The following is a 16,989-nucleotide window of genomic DNA, read 5'->3' as shown; positions in this document are numbered from 1 at the left end:
GGCACTGAAAGGTCGCGTGGACACCATCTCCGAATTCAGTCAGGACGCCGCCATGCATCCCCGGCTCGCCGGGTCGCGCCTGGGCTTGATCCTCGACGCCGGCGCTCCGGTGTGGACCGGCGCCGAGTTGCGCGCGGTGACCGCGGAAATGATCGGCACGATGGCCGCGCCGCTGTGGGACCTGGTCCGTTATGGACCGGCCAAGCGGTGGTGGACCCGGCTCGCGCTGACCCCCGAGGTCGAGGTGTGGCTGCTGTCGTGGCTTCCCGGTCAGGGCACCGCCCCGCACGACCACGGTGGCGCCGCGGGCGCGTTCGCGGTCTTGAGCGGCGACCTCTCCGAGACCTACCGCTACCCCGGACGGCCGGTCCGCCGCGCCACCCGGGGGGCGGGCACCGCCATCGGGTTCGGTCCCGGGCACGCCCATGTCCTGCGCAACTCCTCCGAAGCCCCGGCGGTGAGCGTGCACGCCTACTCGCCGCCCCTGGTGCCGACGCGGGAGTACGAGAGCCTGTACCACATTCCGGACGAAATCCCCTCGCTGACGGTGTTCGCCCCATGACCGCCGACGACTACCTGCGCGCGGCGCGCGCGGAACTCCGCCGGATCGGCCCGCATGAGGCCGACGCGCTGCGGCAGGAGGGCGCGTTGCTGGTCGACATCAGGCCACTGCACAACCGCGTCGCCGAAGGAGAGATCCCCGGTTCGGTGCCGGTGGAGCGGATCGTCCTGGAGTGGCGGCTCGACCCCCACGGCGCCTACCGGCTGCCCGAGGTCACCGAGGACGCGATCGTGATCGTGGTGTGCAACGAAGGCTATGCCTCCAGTCTCGCCGCCCGTGACCTGAAACGGATCGGCCTGCGGAACGCCACGGACCTCGCCGGAGGTTTCCGCGCGTGGGCGGCCGCCGGCCTGCCCGTTCGCGAGGGCGGAACCCCGCCCGTCCCCTGACGTTCCGCGCCCACCGCACTGTGACCTTGGAAGGGACCCCCCATGCCCAGGATTCTCGCGCTGTCCGGAAGCCCGTCGGCGACCTCACGGACACAGGCACTGGTCGAGACGCTGGCGGCGCGGTTGCGCGCCCAGGGCCACGAGGTCGGGGTGAGTGCCGTCCGCGAACTCCCGCCCGCGCCACTGCTGGCCGGTGACGCCGCGCACCCGGACATCGCGGCGGTCGCATCGGCGATCGCCGGCGCGGACGGGCTGATCGTCGCGTCGCCGGTGTACAAGGCCTCCTACAGCGGGCTGCTCAAGTCACTGCTCGACCTCCTGCCGCAGTTCGCGCTCGCCGGGAAGACCGTGCTGCCGCTGGCCACCGGCGGTAGCACGGCACACGTCCTGGCGGTCGACTACGCGTTCCGGCCGATGTTGCAGTCGATGGGCGCCGGTCACGTGGTGCCCGGCTACTTCGTGCTGGACAAGCTGATCGACATCGTGGGCGGGCGCGCCGTGCCGAACCCGGAAATCGAAGCACCTCTGATGTCCATTGTGGATGGATTTACGAACGCTCTGAACAGAAACCCATCCGTGGCAGCGGTTTCCTGAGCGTACTCCGATGATCGTCCGCAAAGGACAGTTCACGGTATGGGAACCGGCTCGGAAACGGGAAGAATCGCTTACCGTCATGGCGTGTCTTCCTTCTCCCCGGCAAAATTCGTCTCCCTCGCCGCGGGCGTGCTCGCGCTGACGGCCTGCTCCCCGGGAGCGGCCACCTCGGATTCCGGCCCGCCCCGGCCGGGTGGCACGCTCACCATCGCGGTCGGGTCCAACCCCGACTGCCTCGACCCCCAGCAGGCGGGCACCAACGCCAGCCTCAACGTCGGCCGCCAGCTTGTCGACTCCCTCACCGACCAGGACCCGGCGACCGGGGAACTCAAACCCTGGCTGGCCGAGAAGTGGGAAGGCAATGGCGATTCCACCAGCTTCACCTTCCACCTGGCCTCCGGCGCCACCTTCTCCGACGGCGCCCCGGTCGACGCGGCGGCGGTGAAGACCAATTTCGACGCCATCAAGGCGCTGGGCGCGAAGGCACTGCTCGGCGCCGGTTACCTCGCCGCCTACCGTGGCGCGACCGTGCTCGACCCGCGCACGGTCCGCGTCGACTTCTCCGCCCCGAGCGCCCAGTTCCTCCAGGCGAGTTCCACCATGTCGCTGGGGTTGCTTTCCCCGTCCGCGTACCGGAAAACGGCAGAGGAGCGCTGCCAGGGCGACGGGCTGACCGGGTCGGGTCCGTTCGTGTTCTCCAGCTTCACCAAGAACTCCGACGTGGTGGTGGTCAAGCGCGCCGGTTACAACTGGGGTTCGTCGCTGTGGCGGCACCACGGGGAGGCCTACCTCGACCGGGTCGACTACAAGATCGTCCCGGAACCGGGCGTGCGCACCGGAAGCCTCCTTTCGGGACAGTTGAGCGCGACCACCGAGGTGCAGCCGGTCGACGAGAAGCAGTTCCAGGGCAACGGGTTCACTGAGCTGACCCGCCCGAACCCCGGCTTCGTGTTCAGCCTGCAGGCGAACGTGACCAGGGGAGTGCTGACCGACGAACGGGTGCGGCAGGCGGTGGACAAAGCCGTCGATCGCCAAGAGGTCGCCGACACCGTCCTCAGCCCGAACTACAAGCCCGCCACGAGCGTTCTCGCGTCCACCACGCCGTTCTACACCGACCTGTCCGCCGAACTGGCCTACGACCCGGCCGGTGCGGGACGGTTGCTGGACTCGGCGGGCTGGGTGCCCGGGCCTGACGGAATCCGGGTGAAGGACGGTGGCCGGCTGTCCGCCGAAGTGATCTTCGCGCCGGTGTTCAACCAGAGCCAGAGTGTGCTGGAGCTGGTGCAGCAGCAGCTCCGCAAGGTCGGGTTCGACCTCAGGCCGGCGCCGCGCACCGCCACCGAAAGCCTGCAGGTCCAGCAGACCGGTGACTACGATTTCCTGTGGTACAACACCACCCGCGCGGACCCGGACATCCTGCGGAACTTCTTCTCCACCAAGGCACGCAACCTGGGCAAACTGCCGGCGGGTACCCCGCTCGACGACGCGCTGGACCGGCAGGCGGCCGCGAGCGACCCGGGCACCCGCGGACCGGCCGCCGAGCAGGCGCAGCGGCTGATCGTCGAACACGCCTACGCGATTCCGGTGTTCGAGCTGACTCAGGTGGTCGCGGTCGGCCCGACGGCCCATCAGGTCGCGTTCGAGGCGTCTTCGCGGCTCCAGCTGTTCGACACCTGGGTGTCGGGCTCGTGAGCGGCCATCTCCTTCGACGGGCCGCGCAGGCCATAGTCGTGCTGTGGGCGGCTTTCACGCTGTCGTTCGTGATCCTGTACCTGATGCCCGGTGACGCCGTGCTCGCCAAACTCGGCGGCGGTGAGGGCGCGATGACGGTCACCGCCGCGGATCTGGCGCGGGCCCGGGCGGAGTACGGACTGTCGGATCCGTGGCCGGTGCAGTACGGCAAGCGCCTGTTCGCCGCGCTGCACGGCGACTTCGGAAGGTCCATCGCCACCGGGGACAGCGCCACACACCTGGTGCTGACCGCGCTGCCGGCCACGCTGGCAGTGACCGGGCTCGCGCTCGTGCTCGCCGTCGCCGGCGGGGCGGGCACGGCGTTCGCCGCCACCTACACCCGGTCGAAATGGCTGGGGAATCTGCTGCTTTCCCTGCCGCCGGCGGGCATTTCCCTGCCGGTGTTCTGGGTGGGGCTGGTCCTGATCCAGACCTTTTCGTTCCAGCTCAGGCTCTTGCCCGCGCTGGGCGATCACGGATTCGCTTCGGTGATCCTGCCCGCGGTCACCCTCGCCCTGCCCACCGGCGCGGTCATCGCCCAGGTGCTGGCGAAGAGCCTGCGCACGCAGCTCGCCCAGCCATACGTGGAGACCGCGCGAGCGCGTGGAGCGGGCCGCGCTCGTGTCCACTTCGGACACGCGCTGCGGAACGCGGCGATGCCCGCGCTGACCATGACCGGGGTGGTCACCGGCGGGTTGCTGGCCGGCTCGGTGGTGACCGAGACGGTGTTCTCACGCGACGGCGTCGGCCGCGTCACCACGGCCGCGGTCAACGCGCAGGACATCCCGGTGGTGCAGGCGGTGATCGTGCTCGCGGCGTTCTTCTTCGTGACGATCAATCTGCTGGTCGACCTGCTCTACCCGCTGCTCGACCCGAGGCTGCGGCGTGACCCGTCGCGCCTGGCCGGCAAGGAGCTGGTCCATGGTTGAGTTCAGTGCGCCGGCCGCCGGCCGCGTGCGGTTCCTGGTGCGACGGCCCGGATTGGTGGCCTCCGCCGCGGTCCTCGTCTTCGTCACCGGATGGGCCGCGGCGCCAGGGTTGTTCACCACCCACGACCCCCTGGCCGGCATCCCCAGGGAGAAGCTGAGTGCGCCGTCGGCGGCACACCTTTTCGGCACCGACGAAACCGGCCGCGACGTGTTCGCCCGGGTCGTGCACGGCTCGGCGCTTTCGCTGGGCGCCACGGTGGCGGCCGTACTGATCGCGGTGCTCGCCGGCTCGGCGCTCGGCCTCGCCGCGGGCGCACTGGGCGGCCTGGCCGACACCGTGTCGATGCGGCTCACCGACGTGCTGCTCGCGGTTCCGGCGATCCTGTTGTCGCTGGCGCTGGTCACCGCACTGGGTTTCGGCACCGGGAAGGTGGCCGTCGCGGTGGGCGTGGCGAACGTGGCGCATTTCGCCCGGCTCATGCGTGCCGAAGTGCTGCGCGTGCGCACCAGCCCCTACGTCGAGGCGGCCGGAGCGGCCGGCGTGCGTCCCTTCACCGTGCTGGCCAGGCACATCCTGCCCAACGCGGCCGGTCCGGTCGTGGTGCTCGCCGTGCTCACCCTGGGCACGGCGGTGCTGGAGATCTCCGCGCTGAGCTTTCTCGGTTACGGCGCGGCGCCGCCGGCTCCGGAATGGGGCTCGCTGGTCGCGGGCGGCCGCGCCTACCTGGCCAGCGCCTGGTGGATGACCACGCTGCCGGGGCTGGTGATCGCCGCGGTCGTGCTTTCGGTGAACCGGATTTCCCGCGCCCTGGACGGAGAACTTCATGCCTGAGCTGCTGGTGATAGACGGACTCGAGGTCGCCTACCGCACCAGACGCGGCACGATCCCGGCACTGGACGGTGTGCGGCTGACCGTCCGCAGTGGACAGGCCGTGGCGCTGGTCGGCGAGTCCGGATCCGGCAAGAGTACGACCGCGCATGCGGTGCTCGGCCTGTTGCCCCGTGGCGGGCGGATCGTGCGGGGCTCGATCACCTTCGCCGGCCGTGACCTCACGAGGTTGTCCGAACGCGGTTGGCGTGCGGTGCGCGGAAGGGAGGTCGCGCTCGTGCCGCAGGATCCGGGGGTGGCGCTCAACCCGGTGCGCCGGGTCGGCGACCAGGTCGCCGAGGCACTGGTCGTGCACGGCCTCGCCACCCGCAGGGCCGCTCCCAGTGAGGCGGTCGACCTGCTCGCCCGCGCGGGCATCGCGGACCCCCGCCTGCGCGCGAGGCAGTACCCGCACGAGCTGTCGGGCGGGTTGCGGCAACGCGCCCTGATCGCCGCCGCGCTCGCCGGGAGACCGAAGCTGATCATCGCCGACGAGCCGACGAGCGCGCTGGACGTGACGGTGCAGTGCCGCATTCTCGATTACCTGGGCGAGCTGGCGGCCCGGGACAATCTGGCGCTGCTGCTGATCACCCACGATCTCGGGGTCGCCGCGGATCGTGCGGACGAGATCGTCGTGCTGTCGCGGGGCAGGGTGGCCGAGCGCGCGCCGGCCCGGGAACTGCTCGCCGCTCCGACGCACGCCTACACGCGGCAACTGCTCGCGGCCGCACCCAGCCTGGCGGACTACTCGCCACGGCCACCGCGCGAAGGTGGTCCGGTACTGGTCGAGGTTTCCGGGCTGCGTAAGCGTTTCGGTTCGATCACCGCCGTCGACGGTGTCTCCTTCTCGCTGAGGCGGGGCCAGACCCTCGCGCTGGTCGGCGAATCCGGATCCGGGAAGTCGACCACCGCGCGGCTCCTGCTCAGGCTGGAGACGCCTTCGGCGGGTACCGTCCAGTTCGACGGCCAGAACATCACGACGCTGACGGGAGAGCCGTTACGCCGGTTGCGGCGGCGGATGCAACTGGTCTATCAGAACCCTTATGCCGCCCTGAATCCGAAGATGACGGTCGCCGACATCGTGACGGAGCCGCTGCGCGCGTTCGGCCTTGGCGGCCGGAGCGATGCGGCGGGGTTGCTCGATCAGGTGGCGCTCCCGGCCACCCTGGCGGGCCGCAAGCCGGCGGAGTTGTCCGGAGGGCAGCGCCAGCGGGTCGCGATCGCCCGTGCCCTGGCGTTGCGGCCCGATCTGCTCGTGTGCGACGAACCGGTGTCGGCGCTCGACGTGTCGGTGCAGGCGCGGATTCTCGAACTGCTGGTGCGCCTGCAGGAGGAACTGGGGCTGACCTACCTGGTGATCTCGCACGATCTGGCCGTGGTGCGGCAGATCGCCGATCACGTCGGGGTGATGCGGCACGGGGCCCTGGTCGAGTACGGGACGGCGGATCAGGTGTTCAGCCGCCCCGGACACGATTACACGAGGGAGTTGCTGGCCGCGATACCGGGGGCTTCCGCACCGCCGCGGCCCGACCATTCGGCCGCCAGCAACTCGTAGGACCGGATCCGGTCGCGGTGGTCGTGGGTGATGGTGGTGATCAGCAGTTCGTCGGCTCCGGTGGCGTCCTGGAGCAGTTCCAGCCCGTCGGCGACCTGGGCCGGGGAGCCGACGAACTGGGTCTCCACCCGATCGGCGACCAGTCGCCGGTCCTCGTCGGTCCAGACATGGCGGCGGGCTTCGTGGGGCGCGGGGAACGGGATGGCTCCCTCGGCGGTCCGGATGCTGCGCACCCACAAGGGGTATCCGGTCGCGAGTTCCCGTGCGCTCGCCTCGTCTTCGGCGACGACCACGTCGGCGGAGACGATCACGTAGGGGCGGGAAAGATCCGCGGAAGGCTGGAAAGCCGCCCGGTATGCCTCGACGGCGTCCAGCACTCCCGAGGGCGCGACGTGGTAGTTCGTGCCGAACCGAAGGCCGTGCTTTCCGGCGGCGATCGCGCTCGTTCCGCCGCTGCTGCCATGGATCCACACCTGCACGCGCGCACCCGCGCCGGGCACGGGACGCACTTCGAGACCCTCGTCGCCGCGGTAGGTCCCGCTCAACAGATCGAGGACCTCGGCGACCTGGTCGGCATAGTCGGGCGTTTGCGCGCCAGGCTGTTTGAGCAGCGCCTGGTGGACGCGGAACCGAGGTGAGGAAGCCAGCTTTTCCACGGCGAACCGGGGCGGGATGCGCAGCCCGTTCGGCGCGTGGCCGGACGAGTCCACATTGGACGAAGGGGCGCTCCGCGGGGTGGGTCCGCCACCGGACCGGCCGAGCCCGAGATCGAGCCGGCCCGGGAACAGCGCGTCGATCAGGCCGAACTCCTCCACGACGGACAGCGGAGTGCGATGCCCCAGCTGCACCACGCCAGAGCCGAGCCGGATCGTCGACGTCGAAGCGGCGGTGAGCGCGATCACCACCGCGGGTGAAACCCCGGCGACCCCGGGGTTGAGGTGGTGTTCGGCGAACCAGTAGCGCGTGTAGCCGAATTCTTCGGTGCGCCGCACCAGATCGACGCTGTTGCGAAGGGCGTCGGCAGCCGTGGCGCCCGACGGGATCGGCACCAGGTCGAGAACGCCGAGTGGGGCGCGGGACATGCGGATCTCCTTCTCCTCAGCGACGGGCCGCGAGCCCGAGGTGCTCGCGCAGGGTTTCGCCGGTGTACTCGGCGCGGAACACGCCTCGCTCCTGGAGCAGTGGCACGACCTTGCCGGCGAATTCGTCCAGGCCGCCCGGCGTGATGTGCGGAACGAGGACGAACCCGTCGGCGGCGTCGTCCTGGACGAAACGGTTGATCTCGGAGGCGACCTCGCCCGGAGTGCCGACGAACGACTGACGGGCGGTGACCTCGACAACCACCTCGCGGAGGGAAAGGTTCCTCGCCGCCGCGCGCTCCCGCCACTCGTTCGCGGTGGCGAGCCGGTCGCCGAACATCCGCACGCTCGCCCTTCCCCGTGCCACGGTGTGCTCGCCGTCCAGCGGGTCGACCGCGGGCAACGGTCCGTCGGGGTCATAGGCCGAGAGGTCGCGGTTCCAGACGTGTTCGGCGAACGTGATCGCGGTCGGCCCGCTGACCTGTGCCAGCCGCACCTCGTGGGCGATCTCGGCGGCCTCGGCTTCGGTGTCGCCGAGCACGAACGTCGCGGCGGGAAGGATCAGCAGGTCCTCCGGACGCCGTCCGTGCCGGGCGAGGCGGCCCTTGACGTCGGTGTAGAAGTCACGGCCCGCGTCGTAGGTGCTGTGGCGGCTGAAGATCGCGTCGGCGTGGGACGCGGCGAACTCGCGACCTTGCCCGGAGTCGCCCGCCTGGAGGATCACCGGCCTGCCCTGCGGGCTTCGCGGCACGGTGAACTGGCCTTCGATGTCGAAATGCGCGTCCTGATGCTTGAACCAGCCGGCGCGGGCGTCGGTGAGGAACACGCCGGACTCCTTGTCCGCCACGATTTCGTCGCCGTGCCACGAGCCGAACAACTCGAGCGAGGTGTCCAGGAACGCCCGTGCCCGCTCGTAGCGGTCCGATTCGGCGAGAAAGCCGCCACGACGGAAGTTTTCGCCGGTGAAGGCGTCCCACGAGGTGACGACGTTCCACGCCGCGCGGCCGGCCGAGAGGTGGTCCAGCGTGGCGAACTGGCGGGCCACTTCGTACGGCTCGTTGAAGGTCGAGTTGATGGTGCCGGCCAGGCCGAGCCGTGAGGTGACCCCGGCCAGTGCGGCCAGCACCGTGAAGGTGTCCGGCCTGCCCACCACGTCGAGGTCGTGGATGTGGCCCCGCTGCTCGCGCAGCCGCAACCCTTCGGCGAGGAACAGGAAGTCGAACTTCGCGCGCTCGGCGGTCCTGGCGAAATGCGCGAACGAGTCGAACTCGATGTGGCTGCCGGAACGCGGATCGCTCCACACGGTCGTGTTGTTGACTCCGGGGAAGTGCGCGGCGAGATGGATCTGCTTGCTCATGGCGGCTCTCCTGCGAATTCAAGCGGCGTAACGGTTGGCGGGGCGCGCCAGACCGAGCAGGCCGCGCAGCGTGGTGGCCTCGTAGGCGGTGCGGAAGGCCTGGCGCCGCCGGAGATGCGGGACCAGGCGGCGGGTGATCTGCCGCAGGTCGTGCGGAAGGGCGCCCGGCCGTAACCGGAAGCCGGACAGGCCGGCTTCGTGCCAGTCCAGCAGGAGGTCCGCGAGCGCCTCGGCGGTGCCGGTGAAAACGGTGGCGTCACTGGTGTAGGCGGTGTCGGCCCACTCGTCGAGTCGTCGTTTGCGGGCGGTGGCGGTCGTTTCGTCGTCGTCGAGGAAGACCACCAGATCACCGAACACGTGCGGCGGCCCGTGGTGGTGTTCCCGGAGTTCGCCGGTGATCCGGCGGGCGTGGTCCGCGTCCTGAGGGGTGACGAAGGCGACTTCGCCCGAACGCGCCGCGAGGCGGTAGGCGGGTTCCCCGTGCGCGAGGGCGGTCACGACCGGCTGGCCCTGGGGCGGGCGCGGGGTGATCGACGGGCCACGAACGCTGAAGAACCGGCCGTGGAAGTCGATGTAGTGCAGTTTTTCGCGGTCGACGAAACGCCCCGTGGCCACGTCACGGATTTCCGCGTCGTCTTCCCAGCTGTCCCACAGGCGCCGCAGCACCTCGACATAGTCGGCGGCCTCGTCGAAAAGGTCTCCAGCGGACTCGTCCCGGATGGCGCGGCGGCCGAAATGCGCGGCTTCGTGCGGGTTCGCCGAGACGCGTACCCGAACGCCCGCTCGGCCTTTCGCGGCGTAATCCAGTGTCGCGATGGCCTTCGAAAGGTGGAACGGCTCGGTGTGGGTGACGACCACGGAAGGCACGAGACCGATTCCGGTGGTCACCGGGGCCACGCGCGCCGCGATCAGGACCGCGTCCAGGCGGCCGCGGACCTGATCGGTGCGCCCGTCCGGGCCGCGGCGATCGGTGGATTGGAGGCTCAGCGAGTCCTCGATGGTGACGAAGTCGAGCGAAGCGCGTTCAGCTTCGGAGACGAGATCCACCCAGTAACCCGCGGTGAACAGTTCGGCGGGCCGGGCGTCGTTTTCCCGCCAGGCCGCGGGATGCCACCCGGCACCGTCGAGTGCGACCGCCAGGTGGAGGAAGGAGCTGGAAGGAGAGGACACCTTTCCCATTCGAGCCGGGGGAGGAGAAGGCGTCAATGATGTCTCAGTCCCCGAACGCGTTGTTTTCGATCGGAAAGAAAAGAATTCCGGTTCCAGGCCGTGAGAATTCTTGACCGGTTCGTGGTAGCGCCCGTTGACTCCGAACTCTGACCCCGACCAAGAAACCGAGGCCTTCACCGGGAGTGATTCCGTGTCTGTTCCCGCTACCAGCGTCCTGGCTCCCCCGGAGGAGTCCGCGGCCGGGCCACCGCGTCGCCGTCCCCGGCGCGGTGTGCCCGATCTGCGGCGCTGGCTCAGCCCGCTCGCGCTCGTCCTCCTGTGGCAGGTGGCGTCCTCGTCCGGACTGCTGCCGCCGGACAAGCTCAGTGCGCCGTCGACCGTGCTCCGGGCCGGGATCGACACGGCACGCTCGGGTGAACTCGGTGCCGCTCTGGCGGTTTCCCTCGGCCGGGTGGGCGCCGGGTTCGCGCTGGGCGCGGGTGCGGCCGTCGTGCTCGGCCTGGTGGCCGGGCTGTCCCGATGGGGCGCGACCCTGGTCGACCCGCCGGTGCAGATGCTGCGCACCCTGCCGTTCCTCGGTTTGATCCCGCTGTTCATCCTCTGGTTCGGTATCGGCGAGGAACCGAAGATCATGCTGGTCGCCCTCGGCGTGGCGTTTCCCTTGTACCTCAACCTGTTCTCCGGGATCCGCAATGTCGAGAGCGATTTACTGGAGGCGGCCGCGGTGCTGGGGTTCACCCGGTTCGAACGCCTGGTGCACGTCGTAGGGCCCTCAGCCCTCCCGCAGGCGCTGGTCGGACTGCGGCAGTCGCTCGGAACGGCGTGGCTGGCCTTGATCGTGGGGGAGACGGTCAACGCCGACGCGGGGCTCGGTTACCTCATCAACAACGCCCGGGAGTTCCTGCGCACCGACGTGGTCGTGGTGGGCCTGGTCGTCTACGCGCTGGTCGGGTTGCTCACCGACGCCCTGGTCCGGCTGATCGAAGGAAGGATGCTGCGGTGGCGGGGGAACTGATCGCGCGGGTGCGCGCACTGGAGAAGGCCTTCGGCGACCGGGTGGTCCTCTCCGGCCTGGACCTGGACATCGGGCAGGGCGAGTTCGTCGCGTTGCTCGGCCGGAGCGGGTCGGGGAAGTCGACGTTGCTGCGGATCCTGGCCGGAACGGACTCCACTGTGGACGGTGAGGTCATCGTGCGCGGCACGGTGTCGGTGGCGTTCCAGCAGCCCCGTCTGCTGCCGTGGCGCCGGGTCTGGCGCAATGTGGTGCTGGGTTTGCGGGAGCATGGCCGTGACCGGGAGAAGGCCGAGCAGGCCCTGGCCGGAGTCCGGCTGACCGGCTACGGCGACGCTTGGCCTCGAACCCTCTCCGGTGGTGAAGCCCAGCGGGTGTCGCTGGCCAGGGCCCTGGTGCGCGAGCCGCGCCTGCTCCTGCTCGACGAGCCTTTCGGCGCGCTTGACGCGTTGACCAGGCTGACCATGCACCGGCTGGTGGAAGACCTCTGGCAGCGGCACCGGCCCGGGGTGCTTCTGGTGACCCACGACGTCGACGAGGCCTTGCTGCTCGCCGATCGCGTCCTGGTGCTCGGCGACGGCCGCGTCATCGCCGAGCACGTGCTCGACCGTCCGCGCCCGCGCCGTCCCGGCGATCATCTCGCCGCCAGGGCGGGCATCCTGACCGACCTGGGAGTGACCGACCATGCGCTCGCCTGAACCGTCCGAACGGGCCGTCACCGGCGTCCTTCTCGCCGTCCTCGCCGCGCTGGTGTCTCTGACGGGTTGTGGCACGAGCGGCACCGCCAATCCGTCGGCGGCCCCGGCCGACCTGAGCAAGGTCACGCTCAAGGTCGGGGACCAGAAGGGTGGCTCGCAGGCTCTGCTCAAGGCGGCCGGGCTGCTCGCCGATGTGCCGTACAAGATCGAGTGGTCCACCTTCACCTCTGGTCCACCGCTGCTGGAGGCCGCCTCGGCCGGAGCCATCGATGTCGGCGCCGTCGGCAACACGCCCCCGATCTTTTCCGCCGCGGCCAACGGCAAGATCTCGGTGGTCAGCGCCGCGCAAGGCAGCGTCGCCGGTGACGCCTTGCTGGTGCCCGCCGATTCTCCACTGCGGAGCGTGCCGGAACTGAGGGGCAAGACCATCGGCGTGGCCAAGGGCAGTTCGGCTCACGGTCAGATCCTGCTGAACCTGGCGAAGACCGGAATGTCCACAAAGGACGTCAAGATCTCCTTCCTGCAACCGGCCGACGCCTACGGCGCGTTCAAGCAGCATCGGATCGACGCTTGGGCGGTGTGGGACCCGTACACGGCGCAGGCGAGGCTGGAAGCGAACGCGCGGGTCCTGGCCGACGGCACGGGGATCGCGAACGGGTACACCTTCCAGGTCGCGGGCAAGTCCGCGCTCGGGGACGCGGGCCGCGACGCCGCGATCCGTGACTACGTCGTGCGCATCGCCCGCGCGGAACGCTGGTCGGACACCCACCGTGAGCAGTGGGCGCAGGCGTGGGCGGCGGAGACCGGACTGGCACCGCAGGTCACGCTCGCGGCGACGCAGGAAGGGCCCGACCTGCCGGTTCCGCTGGATGACGCGGTCGTCGGCTCGGAACAGGAACTCGCCGACGCCTTCACCGGGGACAAGGACCTTCCCGGCAAGATCGATTTCTCCCGTTTCGTCGACCGCCGGTACGCGGCCGACCTCGCGACCGCAAGGGGTTGACCGATGTCCGTCACACTGCACTGGTTCCTGCCCACCTCCGGGGACGGCCGCACCATCGTGGAACGCTTCCACGCCAACCGCTCGCCGGGTCCGCCGGCCCACCGGGAAGCCGGTATCGACTACCTCGCGCAGGTCGCGCGGGCGGCGGAACGGCTCGGTTTCGAAGGGGTACTGACCCCGACCGGTACCTGGTGCGAGGACGCCTGGCTGGTTACCGCCGCGTTGATCCGTGAGACCAGGCGGTTGAAGTACCTGGTGGCGTTCCGCCCCGGATCGGTGTCCCCGACGCTGGCGGCCCAGATGGCGGCGACCTACCAGCGGATCTCGGGAGGCAGGCTGCTGCTCAACGTCGTCACCGGCGGCGACGCGATCGAGCAGCGGCGTTTCGGCGACTGGCACGATCACGACCAGCGTTACGCCCGCACCGACGAGTTCCTCACGATCGTGCGGGGCGTTTGGGGCGGGGCACCGTTCGACTTCGCCGGCGAGCATCTGCGCGTCGAGGGAGCGACCGTGCTGGCGCCTCCCGACCCGGTGCCGTCTGTCTACTTCGGAGGGTCCTCACCCGCGGCCCTGCCGGTGGCCGCCCGGCATGCCGACGTCTACCTCACCTGGGGCGAACCTCCGGGGCTCGTCGCGGACAAGATCGGGAAGGTGCGGCGCCTGGCCGAGGCCGAGGGCCGGCGGGTCCGGTTCGGTATCCGTCTCCACACCATCTCGCGTGACACCTCGGGCGAAGCATGGGCCGAGGCAGGCAAGTTGCTGAACGCGCTGAACCCGGAACAAGTCGCCAAAGCACAGGCCCAACTCGCGGCGAGCGAGTCGGTAGGGCAACAACGTATGGTCGCGTTACATGGCGGAGACCCTTCGAAAGGCGTGCGTGGCCTGGAAATCCACCCGAACCTCTGGGCCGGGATCGGACTGGTCCGCGGAGGGGCGGGCACGGCGCTGGTCGGCAGCCACACCGAAGTCGCGGATCTCATCGAGGAATACCACGCCCTTGGTGTGGAGGAGTTCGTCCTGTCCGGTTACCCGCATCTGGAGGAGGCGTACTGGTTCGGCGAAGGCGTACGACCCGAACTCGCCCGGCGCGGTCTGTTGGCCGGAGAGGGATCGCGCGGGTACGACCGGGAAGCTGTCACCGCCGTGCGATGACCTTGCGGCACTTCGCCTTTGCCCCTTCGGGGGGTGTTCCTGACCGCGTTTGCTCTACCACCTCGCCTGACCCGGCCGCGATTGATCTTGCGCCCATAAGCTGACCGGCGATGCGTCGATTCCCCTGAAGCCGACGTCATGTCACCTCGATGCGAATGGAGCGCACATGATTCGGAAGCTGGTCGCAGCCACCCTGCTCACGCTGGGGGTCGCCGGTGGTCTCGCCGTCAACCAGGGTGTCGCGTCGGCTGCGGAGTTCGTCCCGGGGGGCGTCTACCCGTCGCTCGAAGCCTGCGTCGACGCGGGCAACGCCGGATTCCCGCAGGGCCCGCTGGGTCGGCTGGCACTGTGACGACCTGCACGACGGTCAGTACGAGCTGTGGGTCCAGCCGACGTACTGACGCGGTTCGCGGAACAGGGGAGCGTCCATCGTGGACGCTCCCCTGTTCCGCGCCTCGCTACCGACGTTGACGGGGTATACCTCGTCAACGATCCAGGACGCGATCGTCAGGGGCGAATTTGGCCCGAGTCGGGATATTCCGCCTTCAGGTCACCGTCGAACAGCCTCCAGTAGAAGCTGTTCATTCTCTCGGCAGCAGGCGCATGCCGAGCCAGGATCGTAGCCACGGTCGCCGGTACGTCGTCCGGGATGTCGCCAGTGGCGCACCGGAGTACATATTCGTTGCGGACCGTCGCCTACACTGCCTGGCCGACCCGTGGCCAAGAGCAGTGCCAGTTCCCTGTCGTCGTACGACCTGAGAAGAGCGGAGAGCTTGTCGTGGCGGGCACGCCGGGCAGTCACCATGACGCCATCGTCCCCGTCCGAGGAGAGGTTCCAGTACCCGTGCGTGGTGTGGCAGCCGGCATCTATTGACATTCAGGCAATAACGGCTAACGCGAATGGGTGAATAGTTTGCCGGGCTCAGTATTTTTTGCGCAAAACATGGTGTAACAATCAAGGGGCCGCGAACGACGGGGCGGAAGAAGATCCGCCAATAGTGTTTTCCGGCAAGGGGAAACAGGGGGGTGGGAGGTGACCGAGCCGTTCTACGGCCGCAAGCCCGAGATCGGCCTGGTGCGCAGGCTGATGCTCCGCGATGCGGGAGCGGATGATCCGCCACGGCCGGTCCTCGTGGTCGAAGGGGGTGCGGCGACCGGGAAAACGGTGCTGCTGCACGAACTTCTCCGCCGGTGCGCGGGCACCGTGCCCTGCGCGTACCTGGATCTCGCGAGCGCGGAGGAAGCCTCCGGGCACGTCGACACGCCGGAACTGCTTGCGGCGCTGGCCTTCCAGCTCGCCCGGCACTGCCGGCTCTACGGCTCGCTGCGGTTCAACCGGCTGGTCATCGGTCTGCTGGCCCGGCGCTGGGAGCTGGACCGCCTCGACCGCAAGCGGGCCCAGGCGCAGGTGAGAGAACTGCTGCGGGAACGGCTTCCGCTTTCCACGGTCAAAAAGGTCCTCGCGGACCTGGCGCGGGACGGCCTCCGGCTGGGCGCCGGGGTCGACGCCGGTCAGGGGGCGATCGGTGCCGCGGTGGACCTGGTCGTGGACAAGGCGGCCTCGTGGATTTCCACGCGTGGGCGGCCCGGGCGGTTCGCCGGCTGGTACGGGCACCAGGATGCCGAGCTCGGCCTGGATCCGGTCGACGAACTCGTCGAGCTCAACCGGTCGGCGCGTGCCCTGGGCGGTGGCGAGGAAGTGCTGTGGACGGCGTTCCTGGCCGACCTCCGGGACAACTTCCGCACCGCCCGGCGTGCCGGGGAATGGTCGATGAACTGCCTCGTGCTCCTCGACAATGCCGACACCGAACTGGGCCGGGTGGTGCTGCGTGGCCTGACCGGGAAGCGCAGGCTGGGCGTCGGCGATCCGCTGACCGTGGTCGCGACCACCCGCGGCGATTTCCTCGCCGAGCTGAGCAACGCGGAACGGGCGAAGGTACGGCAGGTTTCCGGTGGCGAGCAAGGGGAGCTCTCCGACCGTGAGACGTTGTGGCTGCTGCGCCGCCTTCCGCCGTTCACGGTGGAAGAGATCCGCGAGATGACACGGCGTCTGGGCATCTCCGAGCGTGACGCGCTGAACCTGGGCACCCTGCTGTACCGGCTCGGCCGAGGCCATCCCGGCGGGACGAAGATCCTGCTCGACGCCGCGGCGGCCGAGCGGAGCGGTACCTTCGAACCCGCGGAGTTGCTGACGCCGCGGCTCGAAGACGTGCTCCGCGATCGCCTGCTGGCCGGTGTCCCGGAAGCGGAAGCCGAGTCTCTGACCTTCTGCGCGGCCGGCCGCGACCCGTCCGAAGGGCTGCGCCTGCGAGAGGAGGTCCGGCCCGAGCCCTTCCCGGTCGGCCTGTGGGAGCCCGGCACGCACACCACCTTGTTGCGCATGCTGTTGCTGCGCCGCCTCGCCCGCCGTCCCGGGGACTGGCGCACCGCTCACGAACGGCTTCGCAAGGACGCCACGGACATCGAGGCCGAGCTGTACCACAGCCTCGCGCTCGGCAAGGTCACCGCGGTCGCGTCGGTACTGACCAAACAGCTCACCGAAGAGTCGCTGGCGAACTGGCTCACGCTCCTCGACGGCGTGGTCACCGCACCGCGGCCACCGGCTCCGCTGCTCGAAGCGGGCGAGGGCAGTGCGCCGGCGTTCGTCGAGGCCCTGATTTCCGCACTCCAGGAGGCGGCGGACCCGATGTGCGGGGCCGATCGCGGCTGGCTCTACGCCCGCATCGCCGAGGCGTACCGGGATCTCTTCCGGCACACCGGAGGGCGTTCCGACGAACTGCTCGACCGGATCCGCCGCTACGACCGGCTTTCCACGCTGTGGCGCCGCGGCTCCCACGAATTCGACGTCCTCGAGGAAACACAGTGACACCCCTTGTGTCGACACGAT

The 16,989-nt window shown here is 69.7% G+C and carries 16 protein-coding genes; 13 read left to right on the top strand and 3 right to left on the bottom strand.

Translation table 11 applies throughout. The annotated features are described in order from the left end of the window. The first annotated feature begins 52 nt into the window (after window positions 1-52). From ACFSXZ_RS30745 to ACFSXZ_RS30715, 7 genes are all read left to right on the top strand, one after another. Window positions 53-562: a cysteine dioxygenase gene (locus tag ACFSXZ_RS30745; RefSeq protein ID WP_378269098.1), complete on the top strand. Its 510-nt coding sequence runs from the start codon at window positions 53-55 to the stop codon at window positions 560-562. After that, window positions 559-951, top strand: coding sequence for a rhodanese-like domain-containing protein (locus ACFSXZ_RS30740; protein WP_378268909.1), 393 nt, complete (start codon window positions 559-561; stop codon window positions 949-951). Before ACFSXZ_RS30745 ends, ACFSXZ_RS30740 begins: the two co-directional genes overlap by 4 nt. A 42-nt stretch (window positions 952-993) precedes the next feature. Continuing rightward, window positions 994-1,545: an NADPH-dependent FMN reductase gene (gene ssuE, locus ACFSXZ_RS30735; RefSeq protein ID WP_378268908.1), complete on the top strand. Its 552-nt coding sequence runs from the start codon at window positions 994-996 to the stop codon at window positions 1,543-1,545. Window positions 1,546-1,629: 84 nt separating this feature from the next. Continuing rightward, entirely contained in the window at window positions 1,630-3,237 is a 1,608-nt protein-coding gene (locus ACFSXZ_RS30730) for an ABC transporter substrate-binding protein (RefSeq protein WP_378268907.1), read from the top strand. Continuing rightward, window positions 3,234-4,205, top strand: coding sequence for an ABC transporter permease (locus ACFSXZ_RS30725; RefSeq protein ID WP_378268906.1), 972 nt, complete (start codon window positions 3,234-3,236; stop codon window positions 4,203-4,205). Before ACFSXZ_RS30730 ends, ACFSXZ_RS30725 begins: the two co-directional genes overlap by 4 nt. Then, on the top strand, window positions 4,198-5,037 hold the full coding sequence (locus ACFSXZ_RS30720) for an ABC transporter permease (RefSeq protein ID WP_378268905.1): 840 nt from the start codon (window positions 4,198-4,200) through the stop codon (window positions 5,035-5,037). The genes ACFSXZ_RS30725 and ACFSXZ_RS30720 overlap by 8 nt, the downstream gene beginning before the upstream one ends. Then, on the top strand, window positions 5,030-6,628 hold the full coding sequence (locus ACFSXZ_RS30715; RefSeq protein ID WP_378268904.1) for a dipeptide ABC transporter ATP-binding protein: 1,599 nt from the start codon (window positions 5,030-5,032) through the stop codon (window positions 6,626-6,628). Before ACFSXZ_RS30720 ends, ACFSXZ_RS30715 begins: the two co-directional genes overlap by 8 nt. Here ACFSXZ_RS30715 and ACFSXZ_RS30710 read toward each other — a convergent pair. From ACFSXZ_RS30710 to ACFSXZ_RS30700, 3 genes are read right to left on the bottom strand one after another with little or no spacing between them, the layout of a single operon-like run. Continuing rightward, window positions 6,547-7,710, bottom strand: coding sequence for an LLM class flavin-dependent oxidoreductase (locus ACFSXZ_RS30710; RefSeq protein WP_378268903.1), 1,164 nt, complete (start codon window positions 7,708-7,710; stop codon window positions 6,547-6,549). The genes ACFSXZ_RS30715 and ACFSXZ_RS30710 overlap by 82 nt on opposite strands. Before the next feature lie 16 nt (window positions 7,711-7,726). After that, a complete protein-coding gene (locus ACFSXZ_RS30705; protein ID WP_378268901.1) occupies window positions 7,727-9,064 on the bottom strand; it encodes an NtaA/DmoA family FMN-dependent monooxygenase in 1,338 nt (445 codons plus the stop codon). Window positions 9,065-9,082: 18 nt separating this feature from the next. Next, entirely contained in the window at window positions 9,083-10,234 is a 1,152-nt protein-coding gene (locus ACFSXZ_RS30700; RefSeq protein ID WP_378268899.1) for an LLM class flavin-dependent oxidoreductase, read from the bottom strand. A 190-nt stretch (window positions 10,235-10,424) separates the two neighbouring features. Here ACFSXZ_RS30700 and ACFSXZ_RS30695 point away from each other — a divergent pair, with 190 nt between their 5' ends. The 6 genes from ACFSXZ_RS30695 to ACFSXZ_RS30670 all read left to right on the top strand — a co-directional run bounded on the left by ACFSXZ_RS30695 (window position 10,425) and on the right by ACFSXZ_RS30670 (window position 16,968). Further along, window positions 10,425-11,249: an ABC transporter permease gene (locus ACFSXZ_RS30695; RefSeq protein ID WP_378268898.1), complete on the top strand. Its 825-nt coding sequence runs from the start codon at window positions 10,425-10,427 to the stop codon at window positions 11,247-11,249. After that, window positions 11,234-11,944 carry an ABC transporter ATP-binding protein gene (locus tag ACFSXZ_RS30690; RefSeq protein WP_378268897.1) on the top strand — a complete coding sequence of 237 codons (711 nt, stop codon included), beginning with the start codon at window positions 11,234-11,236 and terminating at the stop codon, window positions 11,942-11,944. The genes ACFSXZ_RS30695 and ACFSXZ_RS30690 overlap by 16 nt, the downstream gene beginning before the upstream one ends. Next, a complete protein-coding gene (locus ACFSXZ_RS30685) occupies window positions 11,931-12,947 on the top strand; it encodes an ABC transporter substrate-binding protein (protein ID WP_378268896.1) in 1,017 nt (338 codons plus the stop codon). The genes ACFSXZ_RS30690 and ACFSXZ_RS30685 overlap by 14 nt, the downstream gene beginning before the upstream one ends. 3 nt (window positions 12,948-12,950) lie before the next feature. Then, entirely contained in the window at window positions 12,951-14,102 is a 1,152-nt protein-coding gene (locus tag ACFSXZ_RS30680) for an LLM class flavin-dependent oxidoreductase (RefSeq protein ID WP_378268895.1), read from the top strand. Between the two features lie 166 nt (window positions 14,103-14,268). Then, the gene (locus ACFSXZ_RS30675) at window positions 14,269-14,454 is read left to right on the top strand and encodes a hypothetical protein (protein WP_378268893.1); all 186 of its coding nucleotides are present in this window, start codon (window positions 14,269-14,271) and stop codon (window positions 14,452-14,454) included. A gap of 681 nt (window positions 14,455-15,135) precedes the next feature. Continuing rightward, window positions 15,136-16,968, top strand: a complete 1,833-nt coding sequence (locus ACFSXZ_RS30670) for a hypothetical protein (protein ID WP_378268892.1) — start codon at window positions 15,136-15,138, stop codon at window positions 16,966-16,968. Window positions 16,969-16,989: the final 21 nt, after the last annotated feature.

Origin of the sequence: Amycolatopsis pigmentata (assembly GCF_042684065.1) — a bacterium.
GTDB classification, from domain to species: domain Bacteria; phylum Actinomycetota; class Actinomycetes; order Mycobacteriales; family Pseudonocardiaceae; genus Amycolatopsis_E; species Amycolatopsis_E pigmentata.
Note: the sequence above shows the minus strand (reverse complement) of the source record. Positions and strands in the feature narration are given on the sequence as shown.

What these genes read in the sequence shown, in the direction of transcription:
- ACFSXZ_RS30745 (WP_378269098.1), top strand. Translation starts at nt 53, where the DNA reads ATGCATCCCCGGCTCGCCGGGTCGCGCCTGGGCTTGATCCTCGACGCC.
- ACFSXZ_RS30740 (WP_378268909.1), top strand. Translation starts at nt 559, where the DNA reads ATGACCGCCGACGACTACCTGCGCGCGGCGCGCGCGGAACTCCGCCGG.
- ssuE (WP_378268908.1), top strand. Translation starts at nt 994, where the DNA reads ATGCCCAGGATTCTCGCGCTGTCCGGAAGCCCGTCGGCGACCTCACGG.
- ACFSXZ_RS30720 (WP_378268905.1), top strand. Translation starts at nt 4,198, where the DNA reads ATGGTTGAGTTCAGTGCGCCGGCCGCCGGCCGCGTGCGGTTCCTGGTG.
- ACFSXZ_RS30715 (WP_378268904.1), top strand. Translation starts at nt 5,030, where the DNA reads ATGCCTGAGCTGCTGGTGATAGACGGACTCGAGGTCGCCTACCGCACC.
- ACFSXZ_RS30710 (WP_378268903.1), bottom strand. Translation starts at nt 7,710, where the DNA reads ATGTCCCGCGCCCCACTCGGCGTTCTCGACCTGGTGCCGATCCCGTCG.
- ACFSXZ_RS30705 (WP_378268901.1), bottom strand. Translation starts at nt 9,064, where the DNA reads ATGAGCAAGCAGATCCATCTCGCCGCGCACTTCCCCGGAGTCAACAAC.
- ACFSXZ_RS30685 (WP_378268896.1), top strand. Translation starts at nt 11,931, where the DNA reads ATGCGCTCGCCTGAACCGTCCGAACGGGCCGTCACCGGCGTCCTTCTC.
- ACFSXZ_RS30680 (WP_378268895.1), top strand. Translation starts at nt 12,951, where the DNA reads ATGTCCGTCACACTGCACTGGTTCCTGCCCACCTCCGGGGACGGCCGC.
- ACFSXZ_RS30675 (WP_378268893.1), top strand. Translation starts at nt 14,269, where the DNA reads ATGATTCGGAAGCTGGTCGCAGCCACCCTGCTCACGCTGGGGGTCGCC.